Annotated in this window: 25 protein-coding genes; 13 read left to right on the forward strand and 12 right to left on the reverse strand. The window is 70.6% G+C overall.

Features of this window, described 5'->3' with window-relative positions; all coding sequences use genetic code 11:
* Positions 1 to 38 precede the first annotated feature (38 nt).
* From ACIBQ1_RS07420 to rimP, 3 genes are read right to left on the reverse strand one after another with little or no spacing between them, the layout of a single operon-like run.
* On the reverse strand, positions 39 to 338 hold the full coding sequence (locus ACIBQ1_RS07420) for a YlxR family protein (protein ID WP_397275251.1): 300 nt from the start codon (positions 336 to 338) through the stop codon (positions 39 to 41).
* Positions 322 to 1,326 carry a transcription termination factor NusA gene (nusA, locus tag ACIBQ1_RS07425; RefSeq protein ID WP_397275252.1) on the reverse strand — a complete coding sequence of 335 codons (1,005 nt, stop codon included), beginning with the start codon at positions 1,324 to 1,326 and terminating at the stop codon, positions 322 to 324. The genes ACIBQ1_RS07420 and nusA overlap by 17 nt, the downstream gene beginning before the upstream one ends.
* Positions 1,327 to 1,338: 12 nt before the next feature.
* On the reverse strand, positions 1,339 to 1,824 hold the full coding sequence (gene rimP, locus ACIBQ1_RS07430) for a ribosome maturation factor RimP (protein ID WP_397275254.1): 486 nt from the start codon (positions 1,822 to 1,824) through the stop codon (positions 1,339 to 1,341).
* Between the two features lie 299 nt (positions 1,825 to 2,123).
* Here rimP and ACIBQ1_RS07435 point away from each other — a divergent pair, with 299 nt between their 5' ends.
* Both ACIBQ1_RS07435 and ACIBQ1_RS07440 read left to right on the forward strand, forming a co-directional pair.
* Entirely contained in the window at positions 2,124 to 2,588 is a 465-nt protein-coding gene (locus ACIBQ1_RS07435) for a hypothetical protein (protein ID WP_397275256.1), read from the forward strand.
* A complete protein-coding gene (locus ACIBQ1_RS07440; RefSeq protein WP_397275257.1) occupies positions 2,585 to 3,058 on the forward strand; it encodes a ferritin-like domain-containing protein in 474 nt (157 codons plus the stop codon). Before ACIBQ1_RS07435 ends, ACIBQ1_RS07440 begins: the two co-directional genes overlap by 4 nt.
* 34 nt (positions 3,059 to 3,092) lie before the next feature.
* Here the strand turns inward: ACIBQ1_RS07440 and ACIBQ1_RS07445 are convergent, their stop codons facing one another.
* Entirely contained in the window at positions 3,093 to 4,160 is a 1,068-nt protein-coding gene (locus ACIBQ1_RS07445; protein WP_397275259.1) for a DUF5937 family protein, read from the reverse strand.
* A 68-nt stretch (positions 4,161 to 4,228) separates the two neighbouring features.
* Between ACIBQ1_RS07445 and ACIBQ1_RS07450 the strand changes: the two genes are divergently transcribed.
* From ACIBQ1_RS07450 to ACIBQ1_RS07465, 4 genes are read left to right on the forward strand one after another with little or no spacing between them, the layout of a single operon-like run.
* Positions 4,229 to 5,077: a hypothetical protein gene (locus ACIBQ1_RS07450; protein WP_397275260.1), complete on the forward strand. Its 849-nt coding sequence runs from the start codon at positions 4,229 to 4,231 to the stop codon at positions 5,075 to 5,077.
* The gene (locus ACIBQ1_RS07455) at positions 5,074 to 6,060 is read left to right on the forward strand and encodes a Bug family tripartite tricarboxylate transporter substrate binding protein (protein WP_397275262.1); all 987 of its coding nucleotides are present in this window, start codon (positions 5,074 to 5,076) and stop codon (positions 6,058 to 6,060) included. The genes ACIBQ1_RS07450 and ACIBQ1_RS07455 overlap by 4 nt, the downstream gene beginning before the upstream one ends.
* A complete protein-coding gene (locus tag ACIBQ1_RS07460; protein WP_397275263.1) occupies positions 6,057 to 6,617 on the forward strand; it encodes a tripartite tricarboxylate transporter TctB family protein in 561 nt (186 codons plus the stop codon). The genes ACIBQ1_RS07455 and ACIBQ1_RS07460 overlap by 4 nt, the downstream gene beginning before the upstream one ends.
* Position 6,618: 1 nt before the next feature.
* Positions 6,619 to 8,121: a tripartite tricarboxylate transporter permease gene (locus ACIBQ1_RS07465; protein WP_397275265.1), complete on the forward strand. Its 1,503-nt coding sequence runs from the start codon at positions 6,619 to 6,621 to the stop codon at positions 8,119 to 8,121.
* 208 nt (positions 8,122 to 8,329) lie between these two features.
* Here the strand turns inward: ACIBQ1_RS07465 and ACIBQ1_RS07470 are convergent, their stop codons facing one another.
* Positions 8,330 to 10,072 (reverse strand): proline--tRNA ligase, encoded by a 1,743-nt coding sequence (locus tag ACIBQ1_RS07470; RefSeq protein ID WP_397275267.1) that lies wholly within the window; start codon positions 10,070 to 10,072, stop codon positions 8,330 to 8,332.
* Between the two features lie 95 nt (positions 10,073 to 10,167).
* Entirely contained in the window at positions 10,168 to 10,839 is a 672-nt protein-coding gene (locus ACIBQ1_RS07475) for a hypothetical protein (protein WP_397275269.1), read from the reverse strand.
* A gap of 132 nt (positions 10,840 to 10,971) precedes the next feature.
* Between ACIBQ1_RS07475 and ACIBQ1_RS07480 the strand changes: the two genes are divergently transcribed.
* On the forward strand, positions 10,972 to 11,910 hold the full coding sequence (locus ACIBQ1_RS07480; protein ID WP_397275270.1) for an acyl-CoA dehydrogenase family protein: 939 nt from the start codon (positions 10,972 to 10,974) through the stop codon (positions 11,908 to 11,910).
* Here ACIBQ1_RS07480 and ACIBQ1_RS07485 read toward each other — a convergent pair.
* Entirely contained in the window at positions 11,907 to 12,392 is a 486-nt protein-coding gene (locus ACIBQ1_RS07485; protein ID WP_397275272.1) for a hypothetical protein, read from the reverse strand. The genes ACIBQ1_RS07480 and ACIBQ1_RS07485 overlap by 4 nt on opposite strands.
* 91 nt (positions 12,393 to 12,483) lie before the next feature.
* On the opposite strand from ACIBQ1_RS07485, the gene ACIBQ1_RS07490 reads away from it, so the two are divergent.
* The 5 genes from ACIBQ1_RS07490 to ACIBQ1_RS07510 all read left to right on the forward strand — a co-directional run bounded on the left by ACIBQ1_RS07490 (position 12,484) and on the right by ACIBQ1_RS07510 (position 18,986).
* Positions 12,484 to 13,551: an LLM class flavin-dependent oxidoreductase gene (locus tag ACIBQ1_RS07490; RefSeq protein ID WP_397275274.1), complete on the forward strand. Its 1,068-nt coding sequence runs from the start codon at positions 12,484 to 12,486 to the stop codon at positions 13,549 to 13,551.
* A gap of 64 nt (positions 13,552 to 13,615) precedes the next feature.
* Entirely contained in the window at positions 13,616 to 14,653 is a 1,038-nt protein-coding gene (locus ACIBQ1_RS07495) for a hypothetical protein (protein WP_397275276.1), read from the forward strand.
* Between the two features lie 9 nt (positions 14,654 to 14,662).
* A complete protein-coding gene (locus ACIBQ1_RS07500) occupies positions 14,663 to 16,207 on the forward strand; it encodes an AMP-binding protein (protein ID WP_397275278.1) in 1,545 nt (514 codons plus the stop codon).
* A gap of 351 nt (positions 16,208 to 16,558) precedes the next feature.
* Positions 16,559 to 17,860 (forward strand): FAD-dependent oxidoreductase, encoded by a 1,302-nt coding sequence (locus tag ACIBQ1_RS07505; protein WP_397275279.1) that lies wholly within the window; start codon positions 16,559 to 16,561, stop codon positions 17,858 to 17,860.
* A complete protein-coding gene (locus ACIBQ1_RS07510; RefSeq protein WP_397275281.1) occupies positions 17,844 to 18,986 on the forward strand; it encodes a DUF6986 family protein in 1,143 nt (380 codons plus the stop codon). The genes ACIBQ1_RS07505 and ACIBQ1_RS07510 overlap by 17 nt, the downstream gene beginning before the upstream one ends.
* Before the next feature lie 22 nt (positions 18,987 to 19,008).
* Here ACIBQ1_RS07510 and ACIBQ1_RS07515 read toward each other — a convergent pair whose 3' ends face one another.
* The 3 genes from ACIBQ1_RS07515 to ACIBQ1_RS07525 all read right to left on the reverse strand — a co-directional run bounded on the left by ACIBQ1_RS07515 (position 19,009) and on the right by ACIBQ1_RS07525 (position 21,535).
* The gene (locus tag ACIBQ1_RS07515; RefSeq protein ID WP_397275283.1) at positions 19,009 to 19,689 is read right to left on the reverse strand and encodes a copper homeostasis protein CutC; all 681 of its coding nucleotides are present in this window, start codon (positions 19,687 to 19,689) and stop codon (positions 19,009 to 19,011) included.
* A gap of 297 nt (positions 19,690 to 19,986) precedes the next feature.
* Entirely contained in the window at positions 19,987 to 20,589 is a 603-nt protein-coding gene (locus ACIBQ1_RS07520) for a GNAT family N-acetyltransferase (protein WP_397275284.1), read from the reverse strand.
* Positions 20,590 to 20,797: 208 nt separating this feature from the next.
* Positions 20,798 to 21,535, reverse strand: coding sequence for a GntR family transcriptional regulator (locus ACIBQ1_RS07525; protein WP_350724598.1), 738 nt, complete (start codon positions 21,533 to 21,535; stop codon positions 20,798 to 20,800).
* A 149-nt stretch (positions 21,536 to 21,684) separates the two neighbouring features.
* Between ACIBQ1_RS07525 and ACIBQ1_RS07530 the strand changes: the two genes are divergently transcribed.
* The gene (locus tag ACIBQ1_RS07530; RefSeq protein ID WP_397275286.1) at positions 21,685 to 22,008 is read left to right on the forward strand and encodes a hypothetical protein; all 324 of its coding nucleotides are present in this window, start codon (positions 21,685 to 21,687) and stop codon (positions 22,006 to 22,008) included.
* Positions 22,009 to 22,673: 665 nt separating this feature from the next.
* Here ACIBQ1_RS07530 and ACIBQ1_RS07535 read toward each other — a convergent pair.
* Positions 22,674 to 23,120: a Zn-ribbon domain-containing OB-fold protein gene (locus ACIBQ1_RS07535; RefSeq protein WP_397275287.1), complete on the reverse strand. Its 447-nt coding sequence runs from the start codon at positions 23,118 to 23,120 to the stop codon at positions 22,674 to 22,676.
* Complete coding sequence (locus ACIBQ1_RS07540) at positions 23,117 to 24,286, reverse strand: thiolase C-terminal domain-containing protein (RefSeq protein ID WP_397275289.1); 1,170 nt, start codon at positions 24,284 to 24,286, stop codon at positions 23,117 to 23,119. Before ACIBQ1_RS07540 ends, ACIBQ1_RS07535 begins: the two co-directional genes overlap by 4 nt.
* Positions 24,287 to 24,449 lie beyond the last annotated feature (163 nt).

A 24,449-nucleotide genomic window follows, 5' to 3' on the forward strand; every position in this document is an offset into this window, starting at 1 on the left:
GCTCATAGCAATCTGACTCCGCCCATCAACTCGGCGTCCTACATGACATTTGCGTGGTCTCCCTCCAGTTGCGCCCGCACGCGCGAGACGTCAAGCGGCCCCGGCACGCGGAACGCGCGCGGAAACGCTCGGCGACGCTCGGCAAGCTCCAGACAGCTCAAGGTCGGATGCAGCGATGCACCGCGGCCAGGAAGCCGTCCTTGCAGATCAGGGACCAGATGGTCCTCAACCCGCACCAGACGGAGCAGCTCGGACTTAGCCGTACGAACCCTGCAGCCCACACAGGTGCGCTGTGGGGTCGCGTGGCCACCATATTCCAGCTTACCGTGTCGACGCATCTACGGAACCGGCGGCATCTTCGGCCTGTGTATCCGGCCGGATGTCGATCCGCCATCCGGTGAGTCTCGCGGCAAGCCGGGCGTTCTGCCCCTCTTTCCCGATGGCCAGCGAAAGCTGGTAGTCGGGCACGGTCACCCGCGCGACGCGCCCCTCGAGATCGAGCACCTCGACATGGGAAACACGGGCCGGCGACAGGGCATTCCCCACGAACTCCGCCGGATCTTCCGACCAGTCGATGATGTCGATCTTCTCGCCGTGCAGCTCCGTCATCACGTTGCGCACCCGCGAGCCCATGGGCCCGATGCAGGCGCCCTTGGCGTTGACGCCGGGCTTGCGCGACCTGACCGCGATCTTCGTCCGGTGGCCCGCCTCGCGCGCCACCGCGGCGATCTCCACGGTGCCGTCGGCGATCTCGGGCACCTCCAGCGCGAACAGCTTCTTCACCAGCCCGGGATGCGTGCGCGACAAGGTGACGGAGGGGCCCTTGTGACCCTTCTTCACCTGCACGACGTAGGCGCGGATGCGCTCTCCGTGCACGTATTCCTCGCCGGGGACCTGCTCGGCGTGCGGCAGCACGGCCTCGATCTTGCCGAGGTCGACCAGCACCACCCGCGGGTCCTTGCCCTGCTGGATGACGCCGGAGACCAGCTCGCCCTCGCGGCTGGCGAACTCGCCGAAGTTGATCTCGTCCTCGGCGTCGCGCAGCTGCTGCAGGATGACCTGTTTGGCGGTGGTCGCGGCGATCCGGCTGAAGTTGCCGGGAGTGTCGTCGTACTCCCTGACGACCTCGCCGTCCTCGTCGAGCTCGGCGGCCCAGATCGTGACGTGACCGCTGCCGCGGTCGAGCTCGGCGCGCGCCTTGGAGGCGGCGCCCTCGGTGCGGAAGTAGGCGATCAGCAGCGCGTCCTCGATCGCCTTGACGACCAGGTCGAAGGAGATGTCCTTTTCTCGCTCGAGGCTGCGCAGGACGCTCATGTCGATGTCCACGACGGCTCCCCCTTAGCCTTCGTCGCCGTCGACGTCGTCGATCCGGCGGAACTCCACCTGTACCCGTCCCCGGGTCAGGTCCTCGTAATCAAGCCTGCGTGCGGAGCCCGCGACGTCGATGTCGACACCGGCCTCGTCCGCGGCCAAAATGCGCCCCTCGACCACGGTGTCGTCTCTCAGCTCGGCCTTCACCAGGCGTTTCGCGGCGCGGCGCCAGTGGCGCGGCTCGGTGAGCGGGCGGTCGACGCCCGGCGAGGAGACTTCCAGCGTGTAGGCCGCCTGGCCCATCGCGTCGTCGTCGTCCAGGGCTGTGGAGACGGCCTGGCTCACGTCGGCCACGTCGTCGAGGCTCACGCCGCCGTCGCGATCGACGATCACGCGCAGCAGCCGTCTCTTGCCTGCCTGGGTGACCGTGATGTCCTCAAGATCGAGGCCCTCCGCGGCGACCACAGGCTCAAGGAGCTTCATCAGGTGGTCGCGGGGTGATGCGCTGCCCATATCGACCTCCCCTATTGTCATGTCTCAACCGGGCGGACCTCGCCTCTGGCTCTCCGCCGTCTGGCCGCTCAGCCAGCGACGACAGTTGACACCCTATCTGTATGGGGGCACGGAAAGAGCGCCACTCGTAATGGTCGAATGGCGGAGCGTCGCCTGACAGCGATCGCGGGCACCAGCCCGTACGATGCTACCGATGAGAAAGCCCCCGAAGGGCCCGCCGTCGCGGCGTCGATCGGGCGCGCCTGCCCATGGGCGGCTTTCTCCTCGATCGGCTCCACCGTCACTGGAGGTCCCAGCCCGTGCGCCCGCGTCACCTCTCCCGGCGAGTCGTGCTGGCGGGCGGAGCGGCGGCTCTCACCGCCTGCAGCGCCACCGGCCCGCCTCAGCCGTCCGTCCAGGCCTCCGACTCCCCTGAGACCACGCTGCTGAAGGACCTGATCGCGGAGAAGGAGCGGACGATCGCGCTCTATTCGTCGCTGATCTCGGGCGGGGCGCGGAAGCTGGTGCCGTTCCGTGACCGCCATCAGGCCCACGTGAACGAGCTCCGCAAATACGTAACCGTGGCCTCGACGCCACCCGCCACCTCCACCCCCACCTCCGCCGCGCCCAAGCCGTCCCTGTCCCGCCTGCGCGACCTGGAGAGCAGGGCGGCGGCCCTGCGGGTCCGCCAGCTCGACCGCGTCTCCCCCGGGGTGGCCCAGCTCATCGCCAGCATCGGGGCCTGCGAGGCCGCCCACGCGCTCGCCCTGCCGAGGTCGCTGTGAACCCTGACGACGTCGAGAAACTCCGCAAGGCGCTGGCGGCCGAGCATGCCGCGCTGTTCGCGTACGGGCTGCTGGGCGCGCGCACGTCGGGGTCGCTGCGGGCCAGGATGAGCGCGGCCTTCGACGCCCACCGGGCGCGCCGCGACCAGCTCCGCGCGTTCATCACGAAGCGCGGGGGCCGGCCGGCCGAGCCCGACGCGTCCTACGCGCTGCCGTTCTTCCCTTCCGGGCCGGCGCTGGCGGCCAAGCTGGCGGTGCACCTGGAGACCGGCGTCACGGCCGCCTACCTTGAGCTCGCCGCCGCGCAGGACGTCTCGCTGCGCCGTTACGCGGCGCTGGCCATGCAGGAGGCGACGACCCGCTCGTACGCCTTCCGCCCCGTCCAGCCCGCGGCCTTCCCCGGCATGCCCGTGGCGGCGCCGCCGCCGTCCCCGCCCTCCTCACCCGCGGCGTCGCAGGAGGGCGGCTAGCCCCACGGCTGTCGCGTGGGCGATCTTCGGGGCTTCACCGGTACAGGACGGAGAGCAGGTCGGGGCCGAGGCGTTCGACGGCGTCGGCGTCGAGCTGGTAGTAGACGACCGAGCCGCGCCGGTGGGTGTGCACGAGCTGGGCCTCCCTGAGCCTGCGCAGATGCCGGGAGACCTGGGGCGCGGTCATGCCGAGCTGGATGGCCAGCTCGGCGGTGGCGACGGGGTTGCGCAGGATCGCGTACGCCAGCCGCAGCCTGGTCGGATCCTGGAGCGCGGCGAGCCGGCGCCTGGCCGTCTCCAGCGTGGGTATGGCGGCGCCGTCGGCGCTGTACTGGATGACGACCGGGTAGCCGGGGTAGTGCTTGATCACGAAGTGCGGCCGGCCGTGGACGGTCGGCACCAGCAGGCAGGGCCGGCTCTCGTCCACGCGGGCGGTGGCGTTGTAGAGCTTGTCGAAGACGATGCGCAGCGGCCCGCGCGCGCCGGACGACGTGGACGCGGTCGGGAGGTCGGCCAGGACGAGGGCGCCGCGCCGGTGCAGGTCGCGTACGCGTTCCGCGCGGTCGCGGTCGAGGGCCGGGCGCAGCGACGGCCATTCGGCGTCGAAGGCCGCGGCGGCGAAGTCGGCGAGGAAGCCGAGCAGCTCGCCGCGGAACGCCTCGGGATCGGCGCGCAGCCGGGCGCCGATCTCCATGCGGCTGGAGGAGATCAGCCGCAGCCGCTGCAGCACCTCGTCGCTGAGCCTGGGCGCCAGCTCGGTGTCGTTCTTGCCGATGAGGGCCTGCGCGGTCATGGCCACGAAGTCACCGATGGGCAGCCCGGCCACCTCCCGCAGCTCGCCGGCCAGCGTACGCGCCGGTCCCGCGGACAGCGGCAGCAGGTAGCGGGCGCGGAAGGCGCCCCAGAGCGGCGCCGAGGCGGCTGCCGTGGCCAGCAGCCCGCTGTCCAGCCGGGCGTGTGCCCTGGCCACCCAGCTCGCGCTGCCGGGGTGGTGGCCGGGCTCGTCGAGGGCATGGAGGCAGGCGCACAGCTCGGCCAGCGGGGACTGCTGAACGGCGACGGATCCGGTGCCGGGGGAATCGAGGAGGAGCGTGACGGCCACCCTGCACATTACCGCGTTGACGGCAATCTGCTTGTGAGTCACCGAGCGTTTGCCCAGGCTGTGGCGTCATGGCTGAGCAACTGCACGTGGTCAAGCATCCGACCGGCTTCTATTCGGCGGGTGCGACGACCGTATTCGCGTCGAGATACGACCAGAGGTTCTCCTACTGCTTGTACGTGCCGTCGGCGCACGACCAGGACGGAGCTCCCCTGCCGCTGGCCGTTCTGCAGCACGGCACGGGGCGACGCGGGCCGCAGTACCGGGACAACTTCGCCGAGTGGGCCGAGAAGCACGGCTGCCTCGTCCTGGCCCCGCTCTTCCCCGCGGGCATCGGCGACGACCCCTACGACCTGCACAGCTTCAAGTTCCTGAAGTACGGCGGCATTCGCTTCGACCACGCGCTGCTGGCCATGGTCGACGAGGTCGGCGAGCGCTTCAACGTACGGACCGAGCGGTTCCTCCTGCACGGTTTCTCCGGCGGCGGCCAGTTCGTGCACCGGTTCGCGTACCTGCACCCCGACCGGCTCACCGGATTGTCAATTGGTGCACCAGGGCGGATAACGTACATCGATCACAGCAGCCCGTGGTGGATCGGGCTGAAGGGGTTCGAGGAGGAGTTCGGCAGCGCTCCCAGATTCGAGGAGCTTCGTGACGTGCCGGTGCAGATGGTCGTGGGCAGTGCGGACGTGGAGACCTGGGAGATCAACAACCAGGGCGACTCCAACTGGATGGACGGCGCCGACGCCCACGGGGTCACCCGCATCGAGCGGCTCAAGGCGCTGCGCGACAACTTCGAGGCCCATGGCATCGATGTACGGCTCGACGTCGTACCGGGCGTGGGTCACGACCCGATGTCGGTGCTCGAGCCGGTCAAGGACTTCTTCGCATCGATCCTCACCCCCCGGGAGTCATCATGAAGATCAAATTGTTGGCCGCCGCCGCGGTGGCCGTGACACTCACCGGCTGCGCCGTCGGCGAGGCCACCGATTCGGGCGGCGGCTACCCGAGCAAGCCCCTGTCGATCATGGCGCCGGGCAGCCCCGGCGGCGGCTGGGACACCCGGGCGCGCGGCATCGCCAGCTCGTTCAGCGAGTGCAAGGTGGCCGACGTGGACACCACGGTCACGAACGTGCCCGGCGCGGGCGGCACCATCGGGCTGGCCCAGTTCGCCAAGAAGCAGGGCGACCCGTACCAGCTCATGGTCATGGACAGCGTGACCATGCTGGGCGGCATCGTGAACAACAAGTCGCCGGTCGACCTGTCCACCCTCACCCCCGTGGCCGGGCTGAGTCGGGGGCCGACCGCCATCGTGGTGGCCAAGAAGTCGCCGTACGCGGACCTGAAGTCGGTGCTGGACGCCATGGAGGCCAAGCCCCACAGCGTCAAGTGGACGGGCGGCTCGCTCGGCGGGCCCGGCCAGATGACGGTGGCGGGGCTGGCCAAGGACCGCAACGTCGCCGCCAAGGACGTCAACTTCGTCCCCACCGCGGGCGGCGGCGAGTCCCTGAACCTGCTGCTCAGCGGTGCCGCCACGGCCGGCATCGACACGGTCGCCGAGCTGCGCGCGCAGATCTCCGCGGGCGAGCTGCGGGTGCTGGCGGTGGACTCGGAGCAGCGGGTCGCGGGCATCGACGCGCCCACGATGAAGGAGCTGGGCCTGGGCAACGCGGCGATCTCCACGCTGGCCGGCGTGCTCGCGCCCGCGGGCCTGACCAAGGAGCAGCAGCAGGACGTCATCGGCCTGCTGGACAAGGTGCGCCAGACCTCCTGCTGGAAGAAGGTCCTCGAACGCAACAACTGGGTCGAGGACTGGCGGCCGGGCGACCAGTTCGCCCAGGTGCTGACCCAGCAGCGCACCCAGGTCACCACCATCCTGGGCGAACTGGGGCTCGGCAAGTGACACAGCGGATCGTCTCGCTCGGGTTCCTGGCGACGGCCGTGGTGGTGCTGGCCCAGGCGTTCGCGATCCCGCAGGGCGAGGGCTACCAGGCGGTGGGACCGCGCGCGTTCCCGCTGCTGGTGGGGGTCGGGCTGGCGGTGGTGTCCGTCATCGGGGTCGTCCAGGCCTTCAGACCGGGCACGCGGGAGCCGGTGTCCGAAGGCGCCGACGGCATCAGCAGTGGTATCAGCGCCGGCATCGGCGGCAGCATCGGCGCCGATATCAGCGCCGGCATCGACGACGGCATCGACGACGGTGCGGCGGCCGCGGAGAGGCCGCACTGGCCCTCCGTCCTGCTTCTGATCGGCAGCCTGGCCGCCTACGCGCTCCTCCTGGTCCCGGTCGGCTACTGGCAGGCGACCACCGTCTTCTTCGTCGCCGTGGCCAGGGTGCTGGGCAGCAGGAGGCTGGTGCGCGACGTGTTCGTGGGGCTGGCGCTGGCGCTGGCCACGTACTTCCTGTTCGACCGGCTCCTAGGCATCTCGCTGCCGCCGGGCCTGGTCAGATTGGCGATCTGAGATGGACGTGCTCGGCAACCTGCTGGACGGCTTCGGCCACGCGCTGAGCCTGCAGAACCTGCTGCTCGCCATACTCGGCGTCACCGTCGGCACGCTGGTCGGCGTGCTGCCCGGGCTCGGCCCCGCCACGACGATCGCGTTGCTGCTGCCGCTGACGTTCGTGTTCGATCCGGTGGGGGCGTTCGTGATGTTCGCCGGGATCTACTACGGCGGCATGTACGGCGGCTCGACGACCGCGATCCTGCTGAACATCCCGGGCGAGACGGCCTCCATCCCCACCACGCTCGAGGGCTATCCGATGGCCCGGCGCGGCCGGGCGGGGGCGGCCCTGGCCACGGCGGCCATCGGGTCGTTCGTGGCGGGCACGATCTCCACGATCGTCATCACGTTCCTGGCCCCCGGCATGTCGAACATCGCCAAGTTGATCCAGCCGGCCGAGTACTTCTCGATCATGGTGCTCGCGTTCGTGACGGTGACCTCGCTCATGGGGGACTCGATCGTACGGGGGCTGTCGAGCCTGTTCCTCGGGCTGACGATCGGGATGGTGGGGATCGACCAGATGACCGGGCAACCGCGCTTCGCCTTCGGCCTGCCCGACCTCTACGAGGGGCTGTCGGTGGTGGCGGTCGCGGTGGGGCTGTTCGCGGTGGCGGAGGCGATCTCCACGGCCGCCGCCCGGCACCGGCCGGCGCAGCCTCCCGTCGCGGTCTCCGGGAAAGTGGGGATGACCCGCGAGGACTGGCGCAGGTCCTGGAAGCCCTGGCTGCGCGGGACCCTGTTCGGGCTGCCGATCGGGTCGCTGCCGGCCGGGGGCGCCGAACTGCCCACGTTCCTGAGCTACAACGTCGAGAAGCGGCTGTCCAAGCACAAGGAGGAGTTCGGCCAGGGCGCGATCGAGGGCGTGGCGGGTCCCGAGGCGGCCAACAACGCGGCGTTCTCCGGGGTCCTGGTGCCGCTGCTGACGCTGGGGATCCCGACATCGGCCACGGCGAGCATGCTGCTGATCGCCTTCCAGATCTACAACGTGCAACCCGGGCCGCAGCTCTTCGACCAGCAACCGGTGCTGGTGTGGACGCTGATCGCCAGCCTCTACATCGGCAACGTGATGCTGCTGGTGCTCAACCTGCCGCTGATCCGGGTCTGGGTGAAGCTCCTCAGCGTCCCCGCCGCCCTCCTCACGGCCGCCATCCTGACCTTCGCCACGCTGGGGGTCTACTCGATCTCCCAGAGCGTCTTCGAGGTGCTGGTGGCGTACGGGTTCGGCCTGCTGGGCTGGGTCCTGCACCGGGCCCGATACCCGGTGGCGCCGCTGATCCTGGGAGCGGTGCTGGGGCCGCTGATGGAGGTCCAGTTCCGCCGCGCCCTGGCCTTCAGCGAGGGCGACCCCTCGATCTTCGTCACCCGCCCGGTCTCCCTGGCCATCCTGCTCATCGCAACCGCCTGCCTCATCGGCCCGCCCCTGCTCCGCCGCCGCGCCAAGACCCCCGTCCTCCCCACCGTCTGACGCCGCCTCCGAGCCACCGCCCACACGCCTTTCCCCGCTCCTGCCCAAGCGTCGACGAGACGGCCCTTCGACGGCGGCGGTGTTCGGGGCCGGCGACGAGCGGTTGAGACACCCGCCCCCAACGCGCCGCGTCGGCGAGACGACGGGGGGCGGGACCGCGCGCCGGGCCCCCGTCAGGACGGAGGCCCGGCGCCGATGCGGCCAGGACTCAGGCGAGAGCGGCGACGATGCGGTCGGCGGCCTCGGACAGGGGGATCTCCGACTTCTCCCCGGAGACCCGGTCCCGAAGCTCCACGACCCCCTGCGACAGCCCGCGTCCGACCACCACGATGGTCGGCAGGCCCAGCAGCTCGGCGTCCTTGAACTTCACCCCGGGCGAAACCGAAGGCCGATCGTCCACGAGCACCCGCACCCCGCGCGACTCCAGCTCGGCCCCCAGCTCCAGGGCCGCCTCCACCTGGTTTTCCTTGCCGGTCCCGACGATGTGCACGTCCGCGGGAGCGACCTCGCGGGGCCACACGAGCCCGAGCGCGTCATAGGCCTGCTCGGCGATGACCGCCACGGCCCGGGAGACGCCGATGCCGTAGGAGCCCATCGTGATGCGGATCGGCTTGCCGTCGGGGCCGAGGGCGTCGAGGCCGGCGGCGTCGGCGTATTTGCGGCCCAGCTGGAAGATGTGGCCGATCTCGATGCCGCGGTCGATGGACAGCTCGGAGCCGCACCGGGGGCAGGGGTCGCCGGCGCGCACCTCGGCGGCCTCGATCGTGCCGTCGGGGGTGAAGTCGCGACCGGCCACCACGTTGGCGGCGTGCTTGCCCGGCTCGTTGGCGCCCGTCACCCAGGACGTGCCGGTGACGACCCGGGGGTCGACGAGGTAGCGGATGCCGAGCGAGCGCAGGACCTGCGGCCCGATGTAGCCGCGTACGAGCCCGGGGTGCTTGGCGAAGTCGGCGGCCTCGAAGATGGCGGGCTCGCCGGGCGCCAGCGCCGCCTCCAGACGCTTGAAGTCGACCTCGCGGTCTCCGGGCACGCCGATGATCAGGGTCTCGACCTTGTCGGAGCCCGGCGTGGAGACCTTGACCACGACGTTCTTGAGCGTGTCGGCGGCGGTGACGGACAGGCCGTGGTGCTCGTTGACGTACGACACCAGCGTCTCGATGGTCGGGGTGTCGGGCGTGTCCATGACCTGCAGCGGCGCCGCGTCGTCGATCGAGCGGGCGGCGGGCGCGGTCGTGACGACGGCCTCGGCGTTGGCGGCGTAGCCGCAGGAGTGGCAGGCCACGAACGTGTCCTCGCCCGTGGGCGTGGGCGCCAGGAACTCCTCCGACGCCGACCCGCCCATCGCCCCGGACTGGGCGAACACGATCTTGTAGTTGATGCCGAGCCGGTCGAAGGTGCGGATGTAGGTCTCGCGGTGCTGCTCGTAGGAGTGCTTGAGCCCGTCGTCGTCGAGGTCGAACGAGTACGAGTCCTTCATCAGGAACTCGCGCCCGCGCAGGATGCCCGCCCTGGGCCGGGCCTCGTCGCGGTATTTGGTCTGGATCTGGTAAAGGGTGACCGGATAGTCCTTGTACGAGGAGTATTCGCCCTTGACCATGTCGGTGAAGAGCTCCTCGTGCGTGGGCCCGAGGAGGTAGTCGGCGCCCTTGCGGTCCTGGAGCCGGAAGAGCGTGTCGCCGTATTCGGTCCAGCGGCCGGTGGCCTCGTAGTATTCGCGGGGCAGCAGGGCGGGGAAGAGCACCTCCTGGCCGCCCATCCGGTTCATCTCCTCGCGGACGATCCTGGCGACGTTTTCCAGCACCATCTTGCCGAGGGGCAGCCAGGAGTAGATCCCGGGCGCCACCCGGCGGACGTAGCCGGCGCGGACCAGGAGCTTGTGGCTCGGCACTTCCGCGTCTGCCGGGTCGTCCCGCAGGGTGCGAAGAAACAACGACGACATGCGCAGCAACACGGCTACTCCTTGCTCGAACCTGGAAGTGAAGGACTACAGGCTATCGACTCCGGGTGGCGCCGCGCGCGACCTTATCCACAGGTCCGGAAGGGACGTCAGACCGGCGACGGGATCCAGCCGGACACGAAGGCAGCCAAAACCGCCATGAACACGCCGGCGAACACCGCGGACAGCACCAGCGCGCGCACCCGGCCCCGGCCGTTCCTGCGCATCACCAGCACCAGGGCGACGGACAGCAACCCGATCACCAGCGCGGGGACCGGCCAGAACGACCGCTCGCTGTCGATGAACCCCGGCGTCGCCCGGTCCACCACGTCGGCGATCAGCGCCGCGCCGACCGCGCCCGCCGCGAGGTCGCCCCAGACGTCGTCCCTGCGGGTGGCGAACGCGAGCAGGCCCAGGCCGACGAGCAGGGCGAGCGTCCAGTTGAGCCCGGCGGCGCTGCCCCCGACGACGTCGAAGGCCGGGTCGCCCTTCAGCGCGCTCGCGCCCAGGGCCGCGACCAGCGTGGACGCCACGGCCAGGAACGTCGTCAGCAGTGCCCACCCGAACCCCGACGCCGTGGCGCCCACGGCCAGCGTCAGGCCGAGGTAGACGTACGGGTCGTAGATCTGGCCGACCCACTCGGGGCCCTTGCCGGCCATGAGCATGCCGGCGATCCCGACGGCGAGTCCCCCGAAGAAGGCCGACAGGAGGTGATGTTCGATGCAGCGCTGCCGCCGGTCATATTCGGCGAGATCGGCGTAGTCGATGCTGGTGTCGTTCATATCCATTTCCCTGGTCAACCCCTCCTCGGCTAACCCTTGGGACGACCACTTGCAGATTATGTGACTGTACAAAAAAGGCAAATTTCGGTCACCCGGATGTCAAACAAGCAACCGCTTGGTTAAGATGGCTCCGTGGCACTCCCCGATGAGCTGGGCGCCGTCGTCCGCGACTACCTCGCCGACCGGCCGGACGCACCGTGGCAGGCTTTCGCGCGCGACGTGGGAATCGCGGGGCTGCTCGTCCCCGAAGAACACGGAGGGACGGGATGCGGTCCGGCCGAAATGGCCGCCGTGGCCGAGGAACTGGGCCGGGCACTGTCGCCCCACCCGTTCCTGCAGACGGCGGTGATGGCCGTCGAGGCGCTCAGGGCGAGCGGGGCGCACGACCTCCTCGCGACGCTGGCCGACGGCTCCACGACCGCGACCGTGGTGCCGCCGGACGACGGCGCCCGCCTCCGGCTGGAGTCCGGCCTGCTCACGGGCGTGGTCCCGTACGCGCCGGCGGGCGAGCTGGCGCTGGTCTACGCGGACGGGCTCCTGGTGGCGGCCGCGCCCGCCGGGCGCAGGACGTACCGGACCATGGACGAGAGCCGGCCGCTGCAGGAGCTCTCCTTCCAGGACACCCCGGTACGCCGGCTCGGCGACGGCTCGTCGTGGACCCGCGTGCGCGACCTCGGGATCGCGGCGCTGGCCGCCGAGCAGGTGGGCGGGGCGCAGCGGTGCCTGGAGATGGCGGTCGAGCACGCGAAGCGGCGGCGGCAGTTCGGGCGGCCGATCGGGTCGTTCCAGGCGATCAAGCACAAGCTCGCCGATCTGCTGCTGCTCGTGGAGTCGGCCAGGTCGGCGGCGGGGGCCGCGGCGGTCGACGGGGTGTACGCGGCGATCGCCGGGTCGTACTGCACGGAGGCTTATCTGGCGGCGGCCGGCGAGAACATCCAGATTCACGGCGGGATCGGGATCACCTGGGAGCATCCCGCACATCGCTACCTCAAGCGCGCCACCTCGGACGCGCAGCTTTTCGGCCCGCCGCAGGCCCATCGCGCCCGGCTCGCGGCCCACGCCCTCGGCTAGCCGCCGAGCAGTTCTTCCCATGGGTGGCGGGTGTTGGTGCGGCGGGTGGTGTCGAGGGCCTCGGCGAGGCGCCAGAAGCCGGGCCGCTCCCGTACGGTGGCCCGCCCGATCGGGTCGATCGCGCGCAGCTCGAACCGCACGCCCATCACGTCGAGCACGGCCGAACCGCTGCTTCCCGGGCCGGCCTCGGTGACGAGCGAGCCGTCGTAGTCGGGGTCGCGCACCTGCTGGGCCAGCAGCGAGGCCACCTCCGACGCGTACGGGCCGTCGCGCCACTCGACGTGCCAGCTGTGATCGGCCCCGCGCCACCACGTCAGGTCGCGGCAGGACTCGATGAAGTCGGCCTCGGTGGCGAGCGCGGCCATCACCCGGCCGAACGCCTCATATCTCCGGGCACTGGTGAGCGAGAAGTCGTCGTCGGCGGAATCGGGGAACGGACCGTCCTTGGGCCGCCGCAGCGCGCGCTTTCGCTTCACAGGCATCCACTCTGATCGGGTCCGCGCCCTTCCCGCAAGTCTTCGCTGCTGATACGCTCTACCAAGCGAGCGCTTGGTTTCCTACTTCGGAGGCGCGATGACGTCCCTACGGATCAGCCTGGGGTATGAGCTGGAGGTCCGCGGGCGCACCCGCGAAGTGGAGCAGCAGACGTTCCAGAACGTGGTCGACCAGGTCGTGCTGGGCGATCGGCTGGGGTTCGACACGGCCTGGTTCGTGGAGCACCACTTCACCAGGGGCTTCTCCCACTCCTCCGCGCCCGACCTGGTCCTGGCCGCCGTTTCGCAGCGCACCGAGCGCATCCACCTGGGACTCGGCGTGGTGCTGCTGCCGTTCCAGTCCCCGATCCGCACGGCCGAGCGCGTCGCCACGCTGGACGTGCTGAGCGGCGGCCGGGTGGAGTTCGGCACGGGGCGGGGGGCCTCGCCCCTGGAGTACCAGGCGTTCCAGCGGCCGTTCGAGAAGTCGCGGCAGATCTGGGAGGACTCGCTGGAGGCGACGCTGGCCATCTGGCAGGCCGACGGCGAGCCGGTCAGCCGGTCGAACGAGTTCTTCGAGATCCCCGACGTGGCCGTCTACCCGCGCCCGGCCCAGCGGCCGCACCCACCGGTGTGGGTGGCGTCGACCTCGCTGGAGGGCTACCTGGCGGCGGCCAGGCACGGGTACAACCTGCTCGGCATGACGATGCTCAAGGGCATCGACGACGTGGCCTCCGACATCGCGAAATATCGGGAGTGCCTGGCGGAGCACGGCTTCGACCCGGCGAGCCGCCGCGTCGCCCTGATGATCCCCTGGCACGTCGCCCGGACCCGGGACGAGGCGACCGCCACGGCCGCCGACGCCGTCCTGTGGTACATCCGCCGCCAGGTCAACCTCGTCACCCCGCCCGACTACTACGACGCCCGCCACGCCACCCACCGGGTGCTGGGGCAGCTCGCGGCCGGGATGCCGCCAGAGGAGTCCATGGCCACGCTGCGGGAGCACCTGATGGTGGTGGTGGACGACGTGGAGGGCTCGCGCAAGGCCCTGGCCAGGATCGCCGAGGCGGGCGCGACGGACCTCATCATCCAGGCGCAGGTGGGCGGGCTGGCGCATGAGCGGGTGTGCGACTCGATGACGCTGTTCATGACCGAGGTGGCACGTTGATCAGGTCGACGGCCCGCTCTCGCCCGACGCCCCGGACGCTCGACCGTACGGAGGTGGTGGTTTGATGGCCCGCTGGCTCACCCGTGACGACCTCGGCGCCGCCGCGCGCTCGGCCACCGGGCTCCTGCTCGTCTCCCCCGACCTGTCGAGCGCCGTCCCGCTGGACCCCCGCGACCACGTGCTGACCGCGAAGGCGCTGCGCGAGGCCGGGGTCGGCGAGCGCGAGCGCGTCGTGGTCGCCCTGGCCGAACCCGCCGGGGCGCTGTGGACGGCCGCCGCGGCCGACGCGGCCGAGGCCGCCGCGGACGTGGGCCCGCGCGGCCGGATGCGCCTGCACCACGCGCTGACCGCGCTGAAGGCCACCACCCTGGTCGCCACCCCGACGGGCGCGATGGACTTCCTGGCCCGCCTGCACCTGGAGTTCCTGCTGGACCCGCTGGATCTCGGGCTCAGGAACATCGTCCTCACCGGCGAGATCGCCTCCAGACGGACGATGGCCCACCTGGCGGGGGAGTTCGAGGCCAGGGTGACGGAGGTGTTCACCAGCCCGTTCACCGGCGGCGCGCTGGCGTGGCGGGCCTCGGAGGACGACCCGCTCACCCCGCTCGCCGACGACGCGCTGGGCCTGGCGGCGCTGACCAAGGACGACTCCCCCGACCCCGCGGCCGAGCTCGCCGAGCTGGTCGTCACCTCCGCGGCCGGCGACACCGTGCTCAGGACCGGCCAGGTCGCCAGGCTCGCCGGCGCGGGCACACCCGCGCCGGCCCACACGGTGGGCGATCACGTGCTGGTCAGAGGCGTGTGGCTGGCGCTGGCGCGGATCGAGAAGGCGCTGTCCAAGGTCGACGGCGTGTCCGGCTGGGACCTGGCGATCAGCCGTCAGGGGACGCTGGACGCGGCGGTGCTCACGGTCACGTTCAGCCGGGCGAGCCTGGTCAGGAACCCCATGTGGAAGTCGAGGATCCAGCAGGCCGTCCAGGCGCTGACACCCATCTCGATCAACGTGGAGATCGCCCAGGACGTCTCCGAGGCCCCGGCGCCGGGCACGGTGAACGACCTGCGCGGCCACCACCTCGGAAGGGACCGCGCTCTCATCACCTAGGGGCAACCGATGGCACCGATGCCGGACTGGGGAACGCTCCCCCGCATGCTTCGCGACCAGGCAGCGCACCACCCCGACGCCATCGTGGTCGCCGAGGGCCGCGCGCGGATGACGCTGTCCGAGCTGCGGACCTCGGCCGCAGAGATCGCCCGCGGCCTCATCGCGCTCGGCGTCGGCCCCGGGGACCGGGTGGCGATGTGGGGGGTGAACTCGGCGTTCTGGGTGCGGCACGCGTTCGGCGTCTGGGACGCGGGCGCCGTCATCGTGCCGCTCTCGTCCCGTTTCAAGGGCATCGAGGCGGCCCAGCTGATCGAGAAGACCGGCGCCAAGGTGCTCATCACCGGAGCGGGCCCGTCGTCCACCCCGCTCGCCGATCTCCTGCCGCCCCTTCCCGGCCTGCGCCGCCCGGACGACTTACGCGCCCTGGGCACGCGGGTCTCCGCGCGGGAGGCCGAGGAGCGGGCGCTCGCCGTACGCCCCGAGGACCTGTGCGAGATCATGTCCACGTCGGGCACCACGGGTGTGCCCAAGGGCGTCATGCTCGACCACGCCCAGGTCCTGCGCGGCTACTGGGACTGGTCCGAGATCGTCACCCTGGACGACCGCGACCGCTATCCGGTCATCGCCCCGTTCAGCCACGGGTTCGGGCTGAACGCGGGGCTCATCGCCTGCGTCCTGCGCCGGGCCACGATGCTGCCGATCCCCATCTTCACGCCCGACGCCCTGATGTCGCTGATCTCCTCCGAACGGATCACGGTGCTGGCCGGGCCGCCGACGCTGTTCCACCGCATCCTGGACGAGCTGGACCGCGGGTCCTGGGACGTGTCCTCGCTGCGCGTGGCCATCTGCGGCGCCGCCGCCGTGCCGTCCAGCCTGATCACCCGGCTGGTGGAGCGGGTGGGGCTGGAACGGATGATCAACGCGTACGGGCTGATGGAGGGCACGGTCGTCTCCATGACCCGCGCCGGGGACCCCATCGACGTCATCGCGAACACCACCGGCCGGGCCGTGCCCGGGATCGAGGTGCGGATCGTGGACGACGACGGGAAGGAGGCCGGCGCCGGGGAGCGCGGGGAGATCCTGCAGCGGGGCTACGGCGTGATGCGGGGGTACTGGGGCGAGCCCGCGAGGACGGCGGAGGTCGTCGACGGCGACGGGTGGCTGCACACGGGCGACGTGGGCGTGCTGGACCCGTCGGGCAATCTGGCCATCGTCGACCGGAGGAAGGAGCTCTACATCGTCAACGGGTTCAACGTGTCGCCGGCCGAGGTGGAGTCGCTGCTGCTGCGGGAGGGGTCGCCGGCGCAGGTGGCGGTCGTGGGCGTGCCGGACCCGGTCAAGGGAGAGGCGGGGGTGGCGTACGTCGTTCCCAGGCCCGGGGTCGCCGTCGATCCCGAGGGGCTGATCGCCTGGGCGAAGGCCAACATGTCCAACTACAAGGTGCCCGCGCGGGTGGTCGTGGTGGACACCCTGCCGGTGAACGTGAACGGCAAGGTGGACAAGCTGGCGCTCCGTACGTCGGCCGAGGCCCTCTTGCGGGGAGAAAAGGGCTGAACGGGGGCGCGGGGCCGCCTGGCGAGGCTTCGGGGTGGGTAGGGTCGAGTTGGCTGGGGCTCGGCGCCCGGCGCGGCGACCCGCCCGAGGACGCCGAGGCCCGCGGCGGCAGGCCACGCGGCGGTGTGAACGTGTCGATCGGAAACGCCGGCGGGCGCGTACTGTCAGATGAGGACGAAGGCGAAGTGTCCCTCCGCTCCGAGGCGGTGATGAGCGGCTACGTTGGCAAGAGCACCGATCATGCGGTATTCGCGAAAGACGGGTTCATCCGAACCGGCGATCGGGGATACCTGGATCACACCGGCCGGTTACACCTGGTGGGACGCGTGTAACCGAGTCTTAGGAGGCAGCGTGGCGTTGCACGTGGCGGTCATCGGATCGGGCCCCGCCGGGATCTACACGGCCGAGGCTCTGGTGAAGCAGTCGGCCGAGCCCGTCGAGGTCGATGTCCTCGAACGCCTGCCGACCCCATACGGGCTGGTCAGATACGGCGTCGCGCCCGACCACACGTCGATCAAGTCGATCGCGAACTACCTGCGCAAGGTGCTCGAACTGCCCGAGGTCCGCTTCCTCGGCGGCGTCACGCTGGGCGAGCACGTCTCGGTCGAGGATCTGCTGGGCGCCTACGACGCGGTGGTCTACTGCACGGGCGCGATGGTCGACAGGAAGCTCGGCATCCCCGGCGAGGACCTGCCCGGCAGCGTGGCGGCGACCGACTTCGTCAACTGGTACTGCGGGCACCCCGACGTCGATCCGGGGCGGTTCACGCTCGACACCTCCGAGGTCGCGGTGATCGGCGTCGGCAATGTGGCGGTCGACGTCGTACGCGTCCTGGCCAAGACCCACGAGGAGCTGCGCTCCACGGACGTGCCGCACGACGTGCTCGAACGCCTGGAGGAGAGCCAGGTCAAAGCCATCCACATGATCGGCCGGCGCGGCCCCGAGCACGCCAAGTTCACCCTGAAGGAGCTGCGCGAGCTGGGCGAGCTGGCCAACGCCGACGTCTGCGTCCGCCCCGACGAGGCCGTCGTCCTGGGCGTCGACTTCCCGCGCCAGGTCCAGGGCAACATCAAGGTCCTGCAGTCCTGGGCCGCCCGCAACCCGGTGGGCCGACCGCGCCGCCTCGACGTGCGTTTCTGGCTGCGGCCCGTGGAGATCCTCGGCACCGAGCGGGTGGAGGGCCTCAAGCTCGAACGCACCCGCCTGTCGGAGGAGGGGCGCGTGGTCGGCACGGGCGAGTTCGAGACGCTGCCGGTCGGCATGGTGCTGCGTTCGGTGGGCTACCAGAGCGTGCCGCTGCCCGGGGTGCCGTTCTCGGAGCAGACCATGACCGTGCCGAACGAGGCCGGGCGGGTGCGCGACCGCGAATACGTCGCAGGCTGGCTCAAACGCGGCCCCACCGGGGTGATCGGCACCAACAAGTCCGACGCGGCGGAAACGGTCCGCACGCTCCTTTCCGACCTCTCCGACCACCCGCGAGTGGGCGGCGGGGCCATCGACGCGCTGCTGGCCTCGCGCGGGGTGCGTCCCGTGACGTACGAGGAGTGGCTGGCGATCGAGGCGGCCGAGGCCGAGCTGGCCAGGTCGCTGGGCCGGGGCGAACGCGTCAAGCTGGTCGGACTGGAGGCAATGCTCCGTGCGTGCCGTTCCTGAAGGGTTCGACGAGGTCTACCGGCTCCAGCAGGCCCGCTACCCCTCCGCCGGTCCGGGCTGGCAGCCCGTCCACACCGTCTACGTCCCGGCCGACCGGTTCTCGATCCGCACGCTCTCCGAGTGGAGCGATCAGGCGCTGTCCCTGGTCAAGACGCATCTGCCCGATCCAGCCGCTCTCGCGGAGGTCTTCGGGGTGCCCGGCGGGACGGCCGCCGCCGTGCACTCCAAGGTGATCCAGAAGCTCTCCTCCGAGCCGATCGAGGACGTGCGCATCGACTTCGAGGACGGGTACGGCGTACGTCCCGACCTGGTGGAGGACGAGCACGTGGCGCAGGCCGTCGAGGCGGTGGCCACGATGCACGCCGCGGGCACGCTGCCGCGGCGGTGGGGGCCGCGGGTGAAGTCGTTCGCCGACGGGAACCCCGGGCGGTCGGTACGCACGCTCGACCTGTTCCTCTCGGGGCTGATGGAGCGGGCCGGCGAGCTGCCGCCGGGTTTCACGGTGACCTTCCCCAAGGTCCTGATGGAGGCCTACCTCGGTCAGTTCACGGACCTGCTGGCGCGGCTGGAGGATGAGCTGGAGGTGCGGCTGCGGTTCGAGATGCAGGTGGAGGCGCCGCAGACGCTGCACTTCCTGCGCGGGGACCTGGCGGAGTCGCTGGGCGGGCGGCTCGTGGCGGCGCATTTCGGCGTCTTCGACTACACGGCCGCGATCGGGCTGCCGCCGCACGAGCAGCGGCTGGACCATCCGGCGTGCGATCATGCCCGGCACGTGATGCAGACGGCGTTCGCGGGCACGACGGTGGAGCTGTCGGACGGGTCGCTGGCCACCGCGCCCGCCTCCGGGCTCACCCGTGACGTGCACGCGCTGTGGCGGCGGCACGCCGAGCTGGTCAGGCATTCGCTGGGGCACGGCTTCTACCAGGGGTGGGACATGCATCCTTCGCACCTGGTGAGCCGTTTCGCCACCGTTTACGCCTTCCACCTCGAACGGTACGAGGCGTACCAGGAGCGGGTGACAGCGTGGGAGGAGCAGCGGGAGGCGGAGGGCGGGGTCATGGACGAGCCCGCCACGATCCGCACGCTGGCAGCCGCTCTCAGGCGCGCAGACGCGGCCTTGCCGTAACGGGCGGGGGCGGCCGGAGGCGTCAGTCGCGTTCGACCAGGGACCGCCACTGGCGTACCAGCCGCGACTCCACCGGGTCGGACCAGCTCCCCCGCACGGCGGACCCCACGTGGAAGGCGCGGATGCCGTAGTCGAGCAGCGCCGGCACGTACGCCGGCTTCAGCCCGCCCCCGGCCAGGATGATCGAGCCGTCACCGGCATCGGCGCGCCCCCTCAGCACCGGCAACCCCTCCCCCACCCCGTTGGGCGAGCCCGAGGTGAGGACGGTGGCGAGATTGGGCAGCAGCCGCACCGCCCGCCAGGACGCCTGGACGTCGGCGGCGTGATCGACCGCCCGGTGGAACGTCCACGGGAGCGGCGAGACGGCGTGGATGAGCGCCTCCGTCGCCCCCAGATCGACCTTCCCTGACCTGTCGAGGAACCCGAACACGAACCCCGCCGCCCCGGCCTGCGCCAACGCCTTGGCGTCCCGGCTCAGGCGGTCGAGCACGTCGGGGTCGGCGATGAAGTTGGCGTCACAGCGGAGCATCACCATCTGAGGGAGGGGGCACTCCGCGGCGATCGCGGCAACCGTCTCCGGGGAGGGGGTCAGCCCGTCGGCCGCCATGTCGGCGACGACCTCCAGCCGGTCGGCTCCACCCTGTTCAGCGGCCACGGCGTCACGCACGTTGAGGGCGATCACCTCGAGCAGGGATCCGGTCATGGAGGAGAGGTTATATGGTGCTCTGCACCGTTCCGCCGCTGATCACACCAAAAAGTCCCCGCCAGCGGCCCCTCCCCCTCGCCGCAGGGGCACCCGCCGGGCGCTCAGATGCTCCCACAGCGCCCGCATGAGCGGCATCCGCCGCCGGACCACACCGCGGGACCTCGGCCCACGCCAGCGAAGCACACAGCCGCCCACCCCCGCACGCGAACCGACGCACTCCACCCGGCTTCCGCGCACGCCGGGTGGGCGCGCTTGGCCCCGATCCCGGGAGACCGGGGCCGTGGGGGCGGGATGTCAGGCGGAGATGAGTTCGGCCATGGTCAGGTCACGGAAGGCCGTGGTGCCGAGGTCCGCCGACGGGCGTTCGAAGAGGGCGCCGGACGCGCGGTGGGGAAGGTCCACCGTGCGGACGTGGCGGAACCCGCGCCTGCGGTAGTAATCCTGCAGCCGCCTGTTCCCCTTGGCGCAGTCCAGCCGCAGCCAGGGCAGCCCGGCCGCGTGGGCGGAGGCGCAGGCCCAGTCCAGGAGGGCGTCGCCGAGGCCGCTGCCGGACCAGGGGCGCGCCACGGCGAGCTTGTGGACGTAAAGGGCGGCCCCGGGGTCGTCGTCGAGCGTCCAGAACTCGGGATCCGCGTGGTCGTCGAGGGCTATGGTGGCAACCGGCGGGGCCGATTCGTCGGGGTCGAGATATCTGAGCTCGTCGTCGAGCAGGAACAGCACCCGCTCCTCAATGAGCGGCACGATGCGCTCCGGGCCGAAGCCCCCGCGCGGCCACTGCCGCACTCCTCGCCTGTAAAGCCACTCGGCGGCGTCCGCGAGCAGCGTGAGTACGCCGGGAAGGTCCTCTGGCTCCGCTCGGCGGAGAGCGAGCGGGTGAAGCAGCGTGTTGGTGTGCATAATGAAACTCCCGTTGCGTTGGGTGTAAGCGCACACACAAAGCGTGATGAAGCAATGGTGCGCGTAGCCGAAAATGGGGCCTAGACCCGATATATATGGATAAATGGCGATTTAGGGGAGTATGCACGACTCCCCTAGGCCAGCGAGGCGGCTAATTTCTCGCTGCGCCCGGCCCCAGCCGGCGGGATCACCCCTTCAACAGAGCTCGCTAGCGGCCATCGAGCTCGTATCTGATCAAATGTTTGTCGGCGGGCAGCACCGACACCGCGACACGCACCGGCATGTCGGCCCCGTCGTACCCAACTCGGACATACACCATGACTGGCGTGCCGAGCTCGAGTTGGAGGCGCTCGGCCTCCTCCTGGTTGGGCATGCGGGCCCAGATGTCGTCGGTGACGCGCACCTGCGCATGGCCCAGCTCCTCCAGCACCCGGTTCGCCCCTCGCGCGATGTCTCCGGGTCTGGCGATCTCGGAGTCGGCAACCATGTCACGAGGGAAGTAGGAATCGTTGGTGTTGTACGGCTGGCCGTCCACGAAACGCAGACGGCGCCTCACCACCGCCAATTCCCCATCAGCCAACTCCAGCCTGCTGGCGATCTCCTCGACGGGAGAAACCGTCAGCACCTCGATGTACTGGCTTGGCTCGCGGCCTTCCTGCGCCACGGCATAGGCGAAGGCTTCCCGCAGTTCCCCAGAAGGTTGTGGCTCCAGCTCCCGCTGCGGATAGATCAGCAGCGGTCTGCGGTCTCTGACCACGGTTCCGCGCCGCGGCGTGCGCGTAACGAGCCCCTCATTGACGAGCTCTCCCAGGGCCAGCCTTACGGTGTTCCTGCTCACCCCATGGTCTTCCATGAGCTGCGCCTCGGTCGGCAGCTGTGATCCCGGGCCGAGGACGCCCGAGTAGATGGCTCGACGCAACTCCGCAGCCACCTGCTGATACAGCACCGACCTTGCCACTTTCACCCCTTTTGTTCCAACAATTTAGACGATCTGGTTCTAGCAGGCCACAACCCCTTGACCGAACCGCCTCCACCGGCCCATCATCCATTCGTTGGTACAAATCCATCTAAAGGCCGGTGAGGGGGTGAAGGCCAGTGTTGCCGGTCCGCACGGGTACGCCGTACCTGCCCTGGCATGCCCCTTGTGAAGCAACACGTTTACTGCGTTACGGGTTGCGTCGCCAGGGGTTCACCCACACCTACCAGAGCATGGGCGTCGGCGTGCGCGAGCTATCGGTGTTGACTGAGCTGACCGTGTGGTGCAATGACGGATCCTTTGTCTGGAATGAGGAGGGTGGCGCCCCCGTCACGCACCCCATCGATGACCCGGTTGGTGCAGCTCAACGCATCGCCGCACGTTACCGGCAGCGGGAGCTTTCACACTCCCCCATCGACTCCGTGCGCGAACTCACGGTCTAGGACTCCATCCCTCGCCGGAGTCCTGGCGCCGTCGCGCACGGGACAGGAAGCGCGTCCTGGCGGGTCCCCCACGCCCGCCAGGGCGCGTTTTCCTCCAAGGGACCAACGCTGGGCATCGCGCCTCTTCCCGCTTCAGGCGGGGGCCGCGCCCTTCCAGGCGGATCTCGCGCCGCCGGCGCGCCGGTGACCACCGGCTCCCGGGCACTCGCCGCACTTCGGATCCCCGCCGATCCCCAGGTGCCCGCCGCCCTCCGGATGCGGACGTCACCACAGGTCCTCGCCGGCCCCGAAGCACTCGCCGTCGCCCAGGACGGCCGTTCACATCTTTTACGGTCACCACGGGCGACCCCACCCGCCGACCATGGCCGGGCCCCGTCCAGGGAGACGCTTCTCCGGTGTGCGGGGCCGGGCGCCGCGACGGCACGGCACAACCGGCTGGACGGCTTCATCGAGAGCCGGCGGGCAGGCAGGATCGTCACTCGTGACCCCGAGGTCACACCCGCCACCGACTTCCCGTCAGTCATCGTTCGCCGCCAGTCCGAGCCGTCCGCGTCGACGTCTACTTCCATCATCATCAACCCTCGGAGCCAAACCTGGGGGCTCCTTCGTGATGGTGGGACTGGTGGGATTTTCCGGTACCAATCCAATTTCCGGAGCAAGGTCAACTAGCGGGAGGATTTGCGCTCGGCCGGATGACCATCCAGATTCCCGTCGTCATCCACCGGCGCCCAGTCCACCAGGGTCAACCGCTCGTCGACCGGACGGTAGGCGGCCCGCACCCGCCGGCCGCGCTCCGGAGGGCCGTCGCCGCGCCAGTTCCCGTACACGAAGCACCCCGGCACCGCCGCCAGCCGGACCATCACCACCACGTACGGCGTCCCGAACCCCGGCATGAACGGCTGATGGTTGACGATCCAGCTCTCGACCACCCCCTCGGGCCGCACCTCCCGCCAGTGCCACGCCTCCGTGCGGCACTCGGGACAGAACGCCCGCGCCGGGAAGCGCACCGCCCCGCACCCGTCGCACTCCTGCACGGCGAACTCCTCGCCCGCGACCCGTTCCCACCACTCCCTGGAGTCCCGGTCGGGTTCGGGCCGGTACGCCGCCATCATGACCTCCTCAGGATCAGGGCGGAGGTGGCGGGGAGGATGTAGCCGGGCTGGGCCGTGGACAGCGCGACCTCGGCCCCCGCCACCTGGCGGTCCCCCGCGTCGCCTCTGAGCTGGGAGACGGCCTCGGCGATGTGGTTGATGCCGTGGACGTACCCCTCGGACAGGAAGCCGCCGTGGGTGTTGACCGGGAGCGGGCCGTCCGGCGCCGTCGCGCCCGAGGCCACGTACGGGCCGCCCTCGCCCTTCTCGCAGAACCCGTAGTCCTCCAGCTGGACGATCACCGAGTACGTGAAGCAGTCGTACAACTCTGCCACGTCGATGTCCTCCGGCCCCAGCCCGGCCTGCGCGTAGAGGCGCGGGGCCAGGGCGGCGGCCGCGGTCACCGTGGGGTCGGCGGACGGGCCCGAGAGGTGGGACGTGCCGCCGCCCCAGGCCGCGGCCGAGATCAGCACCGGGGGGCGGCGGAGCGAGCGGGCGCGTTCGGCGGTGGTGACGACCAGGGCGCAGGCCCCGTCCGTCTCCAGGCAGCAGTCCAGCAACCGGAACGGCTCCGCGATCCATCTGCTCGCCAGGTAGTCGTCCAGCGTGATGGGGGTGCGCATCAGGGCGCGTGGGTTCTTGGCCGCGTTGGCGCGCTGGGTGACCGCTAACTGCCCGAAATGTTCGGCTTGAGTGCCATATTTCAGCATGTGTGCTCGGGCGTACATGGCGTACTGCTGCGGCGGCGCCACGTACCCGTACGGGGCCTGGTACTGCACCTCCGGGCTCACCGGCACGCCCCGGCCGGTGCCGCCCATGCGGAACTCGGAACGGGCGTTGATGGCGCGGTAGCAGACGACCGTCTCGGCCACCCCGGCCGCGACCGCCAGCGCCGCCTGCCCGACGACCGCGTGCGAGACGCTGCCGCCGCCGAACTGGTCGAGGTGCCAGGCGAGGTCGGTCATGCCCAGCGCGGGGGCCACCAGCGTGGGGGCGGCGGAGTCGCCCACGCGATGCGTGGCCAGGCCGTCCACCTCGTCCGCCGACAGCCCGGCGTCCTCCAGCGCGGCCAGCACGGCGCGGCAGGCCAGCGTGAGGGTGCTGACGCCCGAGTCCTTCACGAAGGGGGTGTAGCCGACCCCGGCTATCGCGGTGCGGTTTCGGATGTCAAGCAAGCGCTTGGGCACAAACGTCACGTTAGGCTGGAAATTTCCCCCATGTCAACGCACCCCGCCGCTTGGAGGGCGAGACGCCCCGCACGGGGCAGGCACGGACGTGCCGGTCGGCGAGCGCGCACCGGAGGGGCCGTCGCAGCACGTGTGGCAGGCGAACTTGACATGGTTTCCCCGT

This window comes from Nonomuraea sp. NPDC050153 (assembly GCF_044460125.1).
GTDB lineage: Bacteria > Actinomycetota > Actinomycetes > Streptosporangiales > Streptosporangiaceae > Nonomuraea.

Excerpts from the sequence above, each read along its gene's own strand:
- ACIBQ1_RS07420 (WP_397275251.1), bottom strand. The coding sequence starts at position 338 with ATGCGTCGACACGGTAAGCTGGAATATGGTGGCCACGCGACCCCACAG.
- rimP (WP_397275254.1), bottom strand. The coding sequence starts at position 1,824 with ATGGGCAGCGCATCACCCCGCGACCACCTGATGAAGCTCCTTGAGCCT.
- ACIBQ1_RS07450 (WP_397275260.1), top strand. The coding sequence starts at position 4,229 with ATGGCTGAGCAACTGCACGTGGTCAAGCATCCGACCGGCTTCTATTCG.
- ACIBQ1_RS07455 (WP_397275262.1), top strand. The coding sequence starts at position 5,074 with ATGAAGATCAAATTGTTGGCCGCCGCCGCGGTGGCCGTGACACTCACC.
- ACIBQ1_RS07465 (WP_397275265.1), top strand. The coding sequence starts at position 6,619 with ATGGACGTGCTCGGCAACCTGCTGGACGGCTTCGGCCACGCGCTGAGC.
- ACIBQ1_RS07475 (WP_397275269.1), bottom strand. The coding sequence starts at position 10,839 with ATGAACGACACCAGCATCGACTACGCCGATCTCGCCGAATATGACCGG.
- ACIBQ1_RS07485 (WP_397275272.1), bottom strand. The coding sequence starts at position 12,392 with ATGCCTGTGAAGCGAAAGCGCGCGCTGCGGCGGCCCAAGGACGGTCCG.
- ACIBQ1_RS07490 (WP_397275274.1), top strand. The coding sequence starts at position 12,484 with ATGACGTCCCTACGGATCAGCCTGGGGTATGAGCTGGAGGTCCGCGGG.
- ACIBQ1_RS07495 (WP_397275276.1), top strand. The coding sequence starts at position 13,616 with ATGGCCCGCTGGCTCACCCGTGACGACCTCGGCGCCGCCGCGCGCTCG.
- ACIBQ1_RS07500 (WP_397275278.1), top strand. The coding sequence starts at position 14,663 with ATGGCACCGATGCCGGACTGGGGAACGCTCCCCCGCATGCTTCGCGAC.
- ACIBQ1_RS07515 (WP_397275283.1), bottom strand. The coding sequence starts at position 19,689 with ATGACCGGATCCCTGCTCGAGGTGATCGCCCTCAACGTGCGTGACGCC.
- ACIBQ1_RS07520 (WP_397275284.1), bottom strand. The coding sequence starts at position 20,589 with ATGCACACCAACACGCTGCTTCACCCGCTCGCTCTCCGCCGAGCGGAG.
- ACIBQ1_RS07535 (WP_397275287.1), bottom strand. The coding sequence starts at position 23,120 with ATGATGGCGGCGTACCGGCCCGAACCCGACCGGGACTCCAGGGAGTGG.